The organism is Aureimonas altamirensis, from assembly GCF_023702225.1.
In the GTDB taxonomy this organism is placed as follows: Bacteria; Pseudomonadota; Alphaproteobacteria; order Rhizobiales; family Rhizobiaceae; genus Aureimonas; species Aureimonas altamirensis_B.
Genome location: NZ_JAMQCO010000015.1, coordinates 25,157 through 36,771, shown reverse-complemented (window position 1 = coordinate 36,771; position 11,615 = coordinate 25,157). Strand labels below are relative to the sequence as shown.

Annotated in this window: 10 protein-coding genes; 6 read left to right on the top strand and 4 right to left on the bottom strand. The window is 64.8% G+C overall.

The window, feature by feature from the left end; genetic code table 11:
• Positions 1–10: 10 nt before the first annotated feature.
• Positions 11–1,189, bottom strand: a complete 1,179-nt coding sequence (locus NDN16_RS19330) for a hypothetical protein (protein WP_251115092.1) — start codon at positions 1,187–1,189, stop codon at positions 11–13.
• A gap of 200 nt (positions 1,190–1,389) precedes the next feature.
• Between NDN16_RS19330 and parC the strand changes: the two genes are divergently transcribed.
• Both parC and NDN16_RS19320 read left to right on the top strand, forming a co-directional pair.
• Positions 1,390–3,642 carry a DNA topoisomerase IV subunit A gene (parC, locus tag NDN16_RS19325; protein WP_251115091.1) on the top strand — a complete coding sequence of 751 codons (2,253 nt, stop codon included), beginning with the start codon at positions 1,390–1,392 and terminating at the stop codon, positions 3,640–3,642.
• Between the two features lie 56 nt (positions 3,643–3,698).
• Positions 3,699–4,835 carry an iron-containing alcohol dehydrogenase gene (locus tag NDN16_RS19320; protein ID WP_251115090.1) on the top strand — a complete coding sequence of 379 codons (1,137 nt, stop codon included), beginning with the start codon at positions 3,699–3,701 and terminating at the stop codon, positions 4,833–4,835.
• Between the two features lie 49 nt (positions 4,836–4,884).
• Here NDN16_RS19320 and NDN16_RS19315 read toward each other — a convergent pair whose 3' ends face one another.
• From NDN16_RS19315 to hemB, 3 genes are all read right to left on the bottom strand, one after another.
• Positions 4,885–5,643, bottom strand: a complete 759-nt coding sequence (locus NDN16_RS19315) for an arginyltransferase (protein WP_251115089.1) — start codon at positions 5,641–5,643, stop codon at positions 4,885–4,887.
• Positions 5,644–5,746: 103 nt separating this feature from the next.
• Complete coding sequence (locus tag NDN16_RS19310) at positions 5,747–6,211, bottom strand: RDD family protein (RefSeq protein ID WP_251115088.1); 465 nt, start codon at positions 6,209–6,211, stop codon at positions 5,747–5,749.
• Between the two features lie 65 nt (positions 6,212–6,276).
• Complete coding sequence (hemB, locus tag NDN16_RS19305; RefSeq protein WP_251115087.1) at positions 6,277–7,299, bottom strand: porphobilinogen synthase; 1,023 nt, start codon at positions 7,297–7,299, stop codon at positions 6,277–6,279.
• Between the two features lie 245 nt (positions 7,300–7,544).
• Here hemB and NDN16_RS19300 point away from each other — a divergent pair, with 245 nt between their 5' ends.
• From NDN16_RS19300 to glyA, 4 genes are all read left to right on the top strand, one after another.
• Entirely contained in the window at positions 7,545–7,883 is a 339-nt protein-coding gene (locus tag NDN16_RS19300) for a DUF6163 family protein (protein WP_435301133.1), read from the top strand.
• A gap of 148 nt (positions 7,884–8,031) precedes the next feature.
• Positions 8,032–8,556 (top strand): transcriptional regulator LdtR, encoded by a 525-nt coding sequence (gene ldtR, locus NDN16_RS19295; RefSeq protein WP_251115085.1) that lies wholly within the window; start codon positions 8,032–8,034, stop codon positions 8,554–8,556.
• 245 nt (positions 8,557–8,801) lie between these two features.
• Entirely contained in the window at positions 8,802–10,130 is a 1,329-nt protein-coding gene (locus NDN16_RS19290) for a L,D-transpeptidase family protein (protein WP_435301132.1), read from the top strand.
• Positions 10,131–10,295: 165 nt separating this feature from the next.
• The gene (gene glyA, locus NDN16_RS19285) at positions 10,296–11,615 is read left to right on the top strand and encodes a serine hydroxymethyltransferase (protein ID WP_285292853.1); all 1,320 of its coding nucleotides are present in this window, start codon (positions 10,296–10,298) and stop codon (positions 11,613–11,615) included.

Sequence of the window (11,615 nt, the reverse complement as noted above, 5' to 3'; positions counted from 1 at the left end):
CGTTCCGCTATTACTGGTTTGCGGTGATGTCGAGATTCAGCACTTCCGGCAGCGTCTGCGGAGCGCCCATCGCAGCGCCGATGACCTGGGTCGCCGGAACGGGAGTCTGCGGCGCAACGGCGATAGACAGGTTCCCGGGGTTGGTCAGATAGGCGGAGACCGCGTCCTGTACCTTGGTCTGGAAGGCTGGATTCTGGATATAGGCAAGCATGGACGGCAGCATCGCCTGCAACTGCTGGACGAGCTGCTCGCGGGTCTGGCCGTTGCGCTCCGCGTAATGGTCCAGCAGCTTGTTCGTCAGGGAATTGTCGGTGATCGCAAGCCTGGCATTGTTGAGATATAATTGCGAGATCAGGCCCAGCATTGCCATGCCGGTGGAGTCGCTACCCTCCGGGTTGGCTGCCATCTGCTGCTGGAGCTGGCTTAGCTGCTGGATGAAGGCAGGCGTATAACCGGTTATCGTGTAAGCAAAATCAAGTTCGGCCGCATCATCCCAGATGATCTTCAGCGGATCGAGCTTCAAAAGGCCGTCTGCCGGATTCCACTCCGCCTGGCCGCTCATGCTGCCATGGATCTGCGGATATCCGATGGCGGCCATGGTGCGGGCGCCCTCCGATTCCGGCTCGACCGTGGTGTCGAAGCTGAACCGGCTGACGTCGAACGTGCCGGAAATTCCTCCGGCCGAGCCTTCCTCGCTGGTCAGCTCGGTGGCTCCCACCGTCAGGACGTCCTTGCCCTGATGCTGCATCGTGATGGCATCGAAGCCGGCGCGGTCGATCTGGATGTTGCTCGGCAGGGCGGGATCGGTCGCGGCGGCGGTGCCGGCCAGGCGCAGGCCCTCCACTTCCATGCCCTTCACCTGCAGGCGGCTGTCGCTTTCGGTGCGGTCGACGTCACGCAGGCCGATGCGAGCGGCGGTGAACCCCTGCTCGACGGTGCCGTCCACGTTTTCGAAGGTCAGATCGCCGAGTTCGAGCTGCTCGCCTTCGCCGGCGATCGAAGCACCCTCGAGGACGACGTCGTCGCCGCTTTCCGAAACGCCCGTGTAATTGAGCGTGACGCCCTGCGGGGCCAGAAGGGTCTTCAGGCGCTGGGCGAAAGCCTCGCCATCCGCGGCGTGGGCCGCCGTCGAACTCATCAGTCCGACGATCAGGCCGGCCATAATGCCACGGGTGCGGAAATGCATCATCGATTGCAACCTCATCAAACGGCCGCCGCGCCTTCGCGGTCCGGCAAATCCTTCGAATCTCGACTGTCGCCCCGGTTTATGGCGCGGGCGCGACGGAAGGCAATCCATGGCGACCGCAAAAAGCATTCCCGGCACGCAAAGCCTTGGATAAGCGCTGTTCCTTGCTTGTTCTTTTCATGTTCGTCGGCTAGGCCAGGATCATGGGCAAAAGCGTTGAACCGCCCGCCGGCGGCGGCGACATCGAACCGGTAGACCTGAAGGCCGCGCTGGAAGAGCGTTACCTGGCCTATGCCTTGTCGACGATCATGGGGCGCGCCTTGCCCGATGTGCGCGACGGGTTGAAGCCCGTGCATCGCCGCATCGTGCACGCCATGCGCGTACTGCGGCTGGACCCTGGCCAGGGCTACAAGAAATGCGCACGCATCGTGGGCGACGTGATGGGCAAGTTCCATCCGCACGGGGATGCCTCCATCTACGATGCGCTTGTCCGCCTGTCTCAGAATTTCGCGATCCGCTATCCGCTGATCGACGGGCAGGGCAATTTCGGCAATGTCGATGGCGATAGCGCGGCCGCCATGCGCTACACCGAAGCGCGGATGACGGATGTCGCCACGCTGCTTCTTCGCGGGATCGACGAGGATGCCGTCGATTTTCGTCCGACCTACAACGAGGAAGACCAGGAGCCCGTCGTCCTGCCGGGCGCGTTCCCGAACCTTCTCGCCAACGGTTCCTCAGGCATCGCCGTCGGCATGGCGACGTCCATTCCGCCGCACAACGTGGCCGAGATCTGCGATGCGGCGCTGAAGCTGATCGAGACGCCGGATGCCCCGGTGGAGGCGCTCCTGCGTTTCGTGCAGGGGCCGGATTTCCCGACGGGCGGCGTCGTGGTGGAAGATGCTGCCGCCATCCGGGAGGCCTATGCCACCGGCCGCGGCTCGTTCCGCGTGCGCGCTCGCTGGGACAAGGAAGACACCGGGCGCGGCTCCTATGTCGTGGTCGTCACGCAGATTCCGTACATGGTGCAGAAGTCGCGCCTGATCGAGAAGATCGCCGACCTGCTCACCGCTCGCAAGCTGCCTCTTCTGGCTGATGTGCGCGATGAATCCGCCGAAGACGTGCGCATCGTGCTCGAGCCGCGTTCCCGCACGGTGGACGCGGAACTGCTGATGGAATCGCTGTTCCGCCTGACCGACCTGGAAAGCCGCATTCCGCTGAACATGAATGTCCTGTCCGGCGGCAAGGTGCCCCGCGTCATGTCGCTGCGCGACGTACTGGTGGAATGGCTGGCCCATCGTCGCGAGGTGCTGCAACGGCGCACGGCCTTCCGCCTCGGGCAGATCGCCCGCCGGCTGGAGATTCTGTCCGGCTATCTCGTCGTCTTCCTGAATATCGACGAGGTGATCCGGATCATCCGCGAGGAGGACGACCCGAAGGCCGAGCTCATGCGAACCTTCGAGTTGACGGATGTCCAGGCCGAAGCCGTCCTGAACCTTCGCCTGCGGTCCTTGCGCAAACTGGAAGAGATGGAACTGCGGCGCGAGTTCGATGCCCTGAGCGAGGAGAAGGCGCGCAAGGAAGCGCTGATGGCGTCGGCCGAACTCCAGTGGTCGGCCATCGGCGAGGAAATCCGCGAGGTTCGCGAGACGTTTTCCAAGAAAACCGCCATCGGGCGCCGGCGCACCTTGTTCGCAGAGGCGCCGAGCCACGATGCCGGGGTGATCGCCGAAGCGATGATCGAGCGCGAGCCGGTAACGATCGTGCTGTCGCAGAAGGGTTTCCTGCGGGCGATGCGCGGCCACATGGCCGATACGTCCACCCTGACCTTCCGGGAGGGCGACAGGCTCAAGATGGCGTTTGCTGCGCATACGACCGACAAGCTCGTCTTCCTGTCCACCAACGGCCGGGCCTTCACGCTGGGGGCCGACAAGCTGCCGGGCGGCCGGGGCCACGGCGACCCGATCCGGCTGGCCATCGAGCTGGAAGACGATCAGGACATCGTCACCGGCTTCGTGGCCAATCCAGGCGCGCGCCGGCTGATCATAGCCGACGACGGCAATGGCTTCGTGGTGGGCGAAGGCGACCTTGTCTCCGGTATGCGCCGAGGCAAGCAGATATTGAACGTCACCGCCAAGGGGCGGCTGGCGCTGGCCGTACCCGTGGATGGCGACAGCGTCGCCGTCGTCGGCGAAAACCGCAAGCTTCTGGTGTTCCCGCTGTCTCAGGTGCCGGAAATGGCGCGGGGCAAGGGGGTGCGCCTGCAGCGCTACAAGGATGGGGGCCTTGCCGACGCGAAAGTGTTCCGGATGGCCGATGGGCTGACATGGACGGATGGCGGCGGCCGGCTCTTCCTGCGCGGCGAGGCCGAGCTTCTGGAATGGCGCGGCGACCGCGCCCAGGCCGGGCGGCTGGTGCCCAAGGGCTTCCCCAAAAGCGGCCGGTTCTCCGGTAGCTGACGGGTTCTCCATTCGATCGCCCCCATTGCATCGAGCCGACCGAGGGAGGAAACCGGATGGCGCTGATCAATTACCTGACCAGAATTCAGTTTGCGGAGGGCGCGGTAAGCCTGCTGGCCGAGGAGCTTGCGGCGTTGGGCATCGCCCGGCCGCTGGTTGTGACGGACCGGGGAGTGCGGGAGGCCGGGCTGCTGGACAAGGCGCTGGCCGGGCTTGCAGGCAATCCCGCCGGGGTATTCGACGAAACGCCCGGAAACCCGACGGAGGCCGCCGTTCGGACGGCAGCGGCCGCATACCTGGAAAGCGGGGCGGACGGCATCGTGGCCATCGGCGGCGGCTCGGCCATCGACCTTGCGAAGGGTGTCGCCATCGCCGCAACTCATGACGGCCCGTTGAAGGACTATGCCGCCATTGCCGGCGGTGCGGCGCGCATTACGGCGCGCACCGCACCCGTGGTGGCGGTGCCCACCACGGCGGGCACCGGCAGCGAAGTCGGCCGGGGCGCGATCATCATCCTCGACGATAAACGCAAGGTCGGGCTGCTGTCGCCTTACCTTATCCCTCGGCTTGCCATCTGCGATCCGGAACTGACGGCCACGCTTCCGGCGGGGCTGACGGCGGCAACCGGCATGGACGCCCTGTCGCATTGCGTGGAAACCTACCTGTCGGCAGCCTTCAACCCGCCGGCCGACGGCATCGCGCTGGAGGGGCTCAGGCTGGGATATGGCGCCATCGTTCGTGCGACCGAGGCTCCGCAAGATCGCGCCGCCCGTCGCGACATGATGGCTGCGTCGATGATGGGGGCGATGGCCTTCCAGAAGGGGCTTGGCTGCGTTCACAGCCTCAGCCATGCGCTGGGCGGGCTTGATCCGAAGCTGCATCACGGCACGCTGAACGCGATTTTTCTTCCTGCGGTCCTGGCTTTCAACCGCGGTGCTGCAAGCGTGAGCGAAGGAGGCAGGTTCGCGCGGCTGGCGGCGGCCATGGGCCTGTCCGATGAGGATGCCGTCATCCCCGCATTTGGGGCCTTGTCGGAGCGCCTGGGCCTGCCGACAGGCCTGTCGCAACTGGGGGTCGGACCAGACATGTTCGATGCCGTCGCCGACGGTGCGCTGAAGGATCATACGCATGTGACCAACCCGCGCGTGGCAACCCGGCAGGATTATCTCGACATGCTGCAGGCTTCGGCCTGACGGGCATCGGATTTTCCAAAGACCGGATGCCACTTTTTCATCCGATGCTCTACGCCTCGGATGGCCGGTACCGTTCCCAGCCGGCGGGGCGCAGGTGTTCCTGCGGCTGGAAGCGTATCTTGTAGCCCATCTTCTCGGACCCCTCGACCCAGTAGCCCAGATAGACATAGGGAAGGCCCATGGCGCGGGCGCGCTCGACATGATCGACGATCATGTAGGTGCCGAGGCTGCGGTCGATCTCGGCCGGCTCGTAGAAAGAGTAGACCATCGACAGGCCGTCGGCCATGACATCCGTCAGGGCTACGCCGACCAGCGCGCCGTCGGAAGAGCGGGAGAAGGCCGAATCCGGCCCGCGCCTGCGATACTGGATCAACTGAGTCTCGACCTGGCTGTCCTCGATCATCATCGAATAGTCCAGCACCGACATTTCCGACATGCCGCCCTGGGCATGGCGCGTATCCAGATAGCGGCGGAACAACGAATACTGCTCGCTGCTGGCCGAGGCCGGGTCCATCCGGCCTATGAGATCCCGGTTGTTGCGCATCACGCGGCGCATCGATTGGGTGGGGCGAAACTCGTCCACCAGGATACGAACGGAAATGCAGGCGCGGCAACGCTCGCAGGCGGGGCGATAGGCGATGTTCTGGCTGCGCCGGAAGCCGCCTTGCGTCAGGAGGTCGAGCAACTCTCCGGCGCGCGTGCCGACCAGATGCGTGAAGACCTTGCGCTCGAGCTGGCCGGGCAGATACGGGCAAACGGATGGGGACGTCAGGAAGAACTGCGGCGTTTGCGGATGATGCGCTGTCATCTCTCACCGAACCGATACCGGGCGCCGGATGCGCCGGTTACCTGCCGCATCTTACGCGAAGCGGGCCGGTAGGGAAGTGGCGCGTCGGACACGAAGAGAACAATCAGTGATTTCTGACGACGACAGTGCCGAGCAGGTAATCGTGCAGCAGTTCCTTATGCCGGGTGAACAGCGAAACGAGAAGCACGAGCGGTGTCAGAAGGGATACGCTGGCCCAGAACAGCACGCCATGAAGCACGGCAAGGACCGGATCCACCGCCACGCCGTCGAGCCGCGAGACGCGTATGTCGAAGAGGCGCATGCCAAGCGTCGCCTGCGTGCGGCCACCCATGGTGAAACCGATGTAGAAGATGGCGATCAACGGAAGCATCACGGCGTAGAGCGCCCAGCCGAGGCCGAGCGTCAGCAGCCCGAGAATGGCGACGACGATCGCCGCGGGTACGGCCAGCGCCAGCACGATGGCATAGTCGACGAGAAAGGCGCAGATGCGCCGGGTCCGCACGCCGCGATAGGCCCGGACGTCGTTTACGATCGTCTGGTCGGTATTCATGTCGGCGGTCTGGCTCATGGGTCTCGTCTCTTTCATCACGGTCACCCCTCGCAGATGGGCGCGGCGCACGCCATGCGCAAGGCTCAGGCCAGCGCTGCCGCGGCGCGTGGCGCGAAATAGGTCAGGATACCGGCCGCCCCTGCGCGCTTGTAGGCCGTCAACACCTCCATCATGGCGGCATCGCCGTCGAGCCAGCCGCGCTCGACCGAGGCCATCATCATCGAGTATTCTCCCGACGTTTGGTAGGCGAAGCAGGGTATGTTGAACTCCTGCACGAGGCGGGTCAGCACGTCGAGATAGGGCAGGCCGGGCTTCACCATGATCATGTCTGCGCCCTCGTCGATGTCCTGCGCGGCCTCGCGCAGCGCCTCGCCGCAATTGCCCATATCCATCTGGTAGGTGCGCTTGTCGCCTTTCAGGACGCCGGACGAGCCGACCGCGTCGCGGAAGGTGGAATAGAAGACGGATGCATATTTGGCGGCATAGGACATGATCATCGTGTCCTGCAGCCCGGTATCGTCCAGTGCCTGCCGGATCAGCGCGACCCGGCCATCCATCATGTCGGACGGGCCGACGATGTCGCAGCCGGCTTCGGCCTGCACGATCGCCTGCCGGCACAGCACCTCCACCGAGCGGTCGTTGTCGATGCGTCCATCGTGCACGATGCCGTCATGGCCGTGGCTGGTATAGGGATCCAGCGCGACATCGCACAGGATGCCCACTTCCGGCACGGCCGCCTTGATGGCCCGCGTGGCGCGGCAGACGAGGTTGTCCGGATTGAGCGCCTCGCTGCCCGTCTCGTCGCGGCAGCCGCCTTCGTTGAAGGGGAACAGGGCCAGAACCGGAATGCCGAGGTCTCGTGCCCTGCGTGCGGCCTCCACCGCACCGGCCACGCTGTGGCGGTGCACGCCGGGCATCGAGGCCACGGGCTCCGGCGCGCCGTCGCCATCCCGCACGAAGATCGGCCAGATCAGGTCTGCCGGCGCAAGCCGCGTCTCGCGGACCAGGCGGCGCGACCATTCATGCTGGCGAAGCCGTCGCAGACGCCGGCCGCCCGTGGCCACGTCTATGGCACGTGTGATGTCGCGATGCTCTCGGCCGGTCATGCAAAAACCCTTTCGAACTCTGGCGGCGTTCTAGAACAAGGGGGCACAAATTGGAACCATTCCGCGAAGTACGGGCGCCATGTGCCCGTTTACGCCTTCACAAGCGTCTCCGGCGCGCGCACTATCGCAGCATGAAGCGTTCGACCCCCCAAGAGAATCCCTCAGGCAACCTGACGCGGTCTATAAGCAATTTTATATATAGAATTGTTGCAATTGCCTTTTTTGGCGCGGGAGCCTATTACTGGGTGCGTCTTGTGGGCGTGTACGACGCGCCGTTGTGGCGTTTCGACCTGATGCCGCTTGGCTGGCGGGTTGCCGCCTGCACCTTCGCGGTGCTGTACCCGTTCGCCGGCCTGGGCCTCTGGCTTGCCGGGTCCTGGGGCGCTGTCCTGTGGGGTCTCGTGGCCTTGATCGAGGCGGGCCTGGTCATCGGCCGGCCGGCGGAATTTTCGGAAAACTGGCCGATCGCCGTGGCCCATGGTGTCGGCCTTTCGCTCATCCTTCTGCTGCGGGTGGCCGATATCGTGGCCAGGCGTACCCGGTCGCGCACCGTGCGCAGGGCAGCGGCGCCCGCGCATTCGTAAACGGCTTGTTAAGTGCGATTGCGTCGGAGGGAAGATTTAACGCTTCGTTGACTCTGCCTTTTAAGGCGCCGTTTAGGCGCCCCGCGCGAGGCTCCGGCCGATCATGCCGCCATGCGCGGCCATCCGTACAAGGACCGGAGCAAGATTCATGAGTAACCAGAGGAACGCCCAGGCTGTGGCGGCCCAAAGGGAAGGAGCGTCGGAGGACGATGCCCCGCTGAAGACGCTCTACCTCGAAACGCTGCAGCTGGTGGAGCGCCTGCACCGGCGTCTGCTGGATGTCGTCAAGGACGAGTTCGACCGCGCCGGCCGCACCGATATCAACGCGGTGCAGGCCCTTCTGCTGTTCAATATCGGCGACAGCGTCCTGACCGCGGGGGAACTGCGCTCGCGCGGGTTCTACCTGGGCTCGAACGTCTCCTACAATCTGAAGAAGCTTGTGGAGCTCGGCTTCATCGATCATCAGAAGTCGGCCAGCGACAAGCGCGCCGTACGCATCTCGCTGACGCCCGAGGGTCTGGCCATCGCGGAAACCGTCGCAGAGCTTTACGACAGGCACATCGTTTCCATCGACAAGGTTGGTGGCCTCGGCGAGCAGGAATTCCAGAAGATGAACAGATCGCTGCAGCGGCTGGACCGGTTCTGGAACGACTCCATCATGTATCGCCTGTAGCAGGAAGAATTCGCCGAATGCGGCGATGGCGCTGTGACACATCTGTCGCAGCGCCTGCCTGCCGTTTGCGAATGTCGCGGTCGGCGGCGGATTTCCTTTCCCTTTCCACGGTTTGGCCATATTGGCATGGCTTGCAGGAAATCTTGCGGCAAGGAGTTGGCCTGCCGGATTTCCATTTGATTTACCATGCGCGTGGTAGGGGTTTCGGCTCATAGGCCGGCTGAGGGTTGCAGGGGGTGCTCATCATGGATGCGATTTCCAGGTTCGGACGTGCAAGAATGACGCGTCGCAGCGTCGTCGCCGGTGCTGCGACAGTGGCGGGGCTTGCCGCCATTCCGGGCTCCGCCCTGGCCCAGTCCGCCTTGCAGGACGTGCTCATGGCGCCCAATCGCGGCGGCTGGAACGACCAGTTCGACACGCGGTCGGCCAACGTCGCCTCCGTGCGTTCCAACCAGCCGGTCTTTTCGCCCAACACGGCGGCTGCCATGCAGCAGGCCATCGCCGCCTACAACCAGATTTCGATGGCCGGTGGCTGGCCGATGGTGCCGGAAGGCCAGGTGCTGAAGCTGGGCGTGGAGCATCCCGCCGTCATGGCCCTGCGCGAGCGGCTTGCCATCTCGGGCGACCTGCCGCGCTCGGCCGGGCAGTCCGCCTCGTTCGACACCTATGTGGACGCGGCGGTCAAACGCTTCCAGTCCCGTCATGGGCTGCCGTCCGATGGCGTCGTTTCCGAGCATACGTTCAAGGCCATGAACGTGCCGACCAGCGTGCGCCTCAGCCAGCTTCAGGTAAACCTGCAGCGCCTGCAGGCCGAGAGCTACGACGCGCCGCGCTTCGTGATGGTGAACATCCCTGCGGCGTCCATCGAGGCCGTCGAGGGCGGCCGCGTGGTGCAGCGCCATACCGCGGTGGTCGGCAAGATCGACCGGCAGACCCCGCTGCTGAAGTCGCGCATCACCAACCTCAACATGAATCCGTACTGGCATGCGCCGACCTCGATCGTGCGCAAGGACATCATTCCGCTGATGCGGAAGGATCCGACCTACCTGGAGCGGAACGACATCTTCATCTATGCCGGCGACGGCAGCGTCATTCCTCCGTCGCAGATTGACTGGAACACGGAAGAGGCGACGCGCTATCTGTTCCGGCAAAATCCGGGCAAGAACAACGCGATGTCCTCGGTGAAGATCAACTTCCCGAACCAGCACTCCGTGTACATGCACGATACGCCGCAGCAGAGCGTGTTCTCGCAGCTGATGCGCTTCGAATCGTCCGGGTGCGTTCGCGTGCAGAACGTGCGTGACCTCATCGTCTGGCTGGCCAAGAACACGCCGGGCTGGGACCGCGCCACGATGGAGCAGGTCATCGCACGCCGCGAGCGCAAGGACGTCAACCTCGTCGATCCCGTGCCGCTGACGTTCACCTACCTCACGGCCTGGGCGACGGACCCGACGGTGGTTCAGTTTCGCGACGACATCTACCGTCGCGACGGTTCGGAGCAGCTGGCCATGACGGACGTGCGTCCGGTGGCCTACCAGCCGGGCGAGCAGGTCGCCACGGGCATCAGCTACTGATTTATTGCCGATCGGAGTTTCGAGGGCCGGCGGCGCACAGCTGCCGGCTTTTGTCGTTTGGGCACCGGATAGATTCGGTGGCGCGCGTTAACCTTCCATGGTAGACGGCACCCCATCGCCGCAGGGCACAGGCAGCCCCGGCCGGTCAAATCGGAGCATTCAGGAATGTCGCAGGCTTACGCGCAGCAACCGTCGCATCGTCATGACGCCTTCTTCAACGAGGGTATCGCGACCGTCGATCCGGAGCTCTTCGCCGCGATGAAGGGCGAACTCAGCCGCCAGAGCCACGAGATCGAGCTGATCGCCTCGGAAAACATCGTCTCGCGCGCCGTGCTGGAGGCGCAGGGATCCGTTCTGACCAACAAGTATGCCGAAGGGTACCCGGGGCGGCGCTACTATGGCGGCTGCGAGTATGTCGACATCGCCGAGCAGCTGGCCATCGACCGGGCACGCGAGCTTTTCGGCTGCGGCTTCGCCAACGTCCAGCCCAATTCCGGCAGCCAGGCCAACCAGGCCGTTCTGATGGCTCTGTCCAGGCCGGGTGAAACCATCCTCGGCATGAGCCTCGATGCCGGCGGCCACCTGACGCATGGAGCAAAGCCAAACCTTTCGGGCCGGTGGTTCAACGCCGTGCAGTACGGGCTCGACGTGGAGACCGGCCTGATCGACTACGACCAGGTCGCCGCGCTGGCCGAGGAGCACAAGCCGCGCATCATCGTAGCCGGCGGCTCCGCCTATTCGCGTCGGATCGATTTCGCGCGTTTTCGCGCCATTGCCGATGCGGTCGGCGCGTTCCTGTGGGTCGACATGGCGCATTTCGCCGGCCTCGTCGCCGCCGGGGAGCATCCGAGCCCGTTCCCGCATGCCGATGTCGTCACCTCCACGACGCACAAGACGCTGCGCGGCCCGCGCGGCGGACTGGTGCTGACGAACGACGAGGACATCGCCAAGAAGATCAATTCGGCGATCTTCCCGGGCCTGCAGGGCGGGCCCCTGATGCATGTGATCGCCGGCAAGGCCGTCGCCTTCAAGGAGGCGCTGGCGCCGGAATACAAGAGCTACATGAAGGCCGTGGCGGACAACGCCAAGGTGCTGGCCGAGACCCTGCGCGAAGGCGGTCTCGATATCGTTTCCGGCGGCACGGACACCCATCTCATGCTGGTGGACCTGCGGCCCAAGATGCTGACGGGGAAGGTTTCGGAAGTGGCCCTCGGCCGCGCCGGCATCACCTGCAACAAGAACGGCGTCCCGAACGATCCCGAAAAGCCCACCATCACGTCGGGCGTGCGCCTGGGCACTCCGGCCGCGACGACGCGCGGCTTCGGGGCGGCCGAGTTCCGCGAGGTCGGCCAGTTGATCGTCGAGGTGCTGGACGGCCTTAAGCGGTCCAACGACCCGGAGGGCAACGCGGCTGTCGAGGCCGCGGTGAAGACGAAGGTGCTTGCCCTTACCGATCGCTTCCCGATCTACCCGACGCTCGGCTGA

What these genes read in the sequence shown, in the direction of transcription:
- NDN16_RS19330 (WP_251115092.1), bottom strand. Translation starts at nt 1,189, where the DNA reads ATGATGCATTTCCGCACCCGTGGCATTATGGCCGGCCTGATCGTCGGA.
- parC (WP_251115091.1), top strand. Translation starts at nt 1,390, where the DNA reads ATGGGCAAAAGCGTTGAACCGCCCGCCGGCGGCGGCGACATCGAACCG.
- NDN16_RS19320 (WP_251115090.1), top strand. Translation starts at nt 3,699, where the DNA reads ATGGCGCTGATCAATTACCTGACCAGAATTCAGTTTGCGGAGGGCGCG.
- NDN16_RS19315 (WP_251115089.1), bottom strand. Translation starts at nt 5,643, where the DNA reads ATGACAGCGCATCATCCGCAAACGCCGCAGTTCTTCCTGACGTCCCCA.
- NDN16_RS19310 (WP_251115088.1), bottom strand. Translation starts at nt 6,211, where the DNA reads ATGAGCCAGACCGCCGACATGAATACCGACCAGACGATCGTAAACGAC.
- hemB (WP_251115087.1), bottom strand. Translation starts at nt 7,299, where the DNA reads ATGACCGGCCGAGAGCATCGCGACATCACACGTGCCATAGACGTGGCC.
- ldtR (WP_251115085.1), top strand. Translation starts at nt 8,032, where the DNA reads ATGAGTAACCAGAGGAACGCCCAGGCTGTGGCGGCCCAAAGGGAAGGA.
- NDN16_RS19290 (WP_435301132.1), top strand. Translation starts at nt 8,802, where the DNA reads ATGGATGCGATTTCCAGGTTCGGACGTGCAAGAATGACGCGTCGCAGC.
- glyA (WP_285292853.1), top strand. Translation starts at nt 10,296, where the DNA reads ATGTCGCAGGCTTACGCGCAGCAACCGTCGCATCGTCATGACGCCTTC.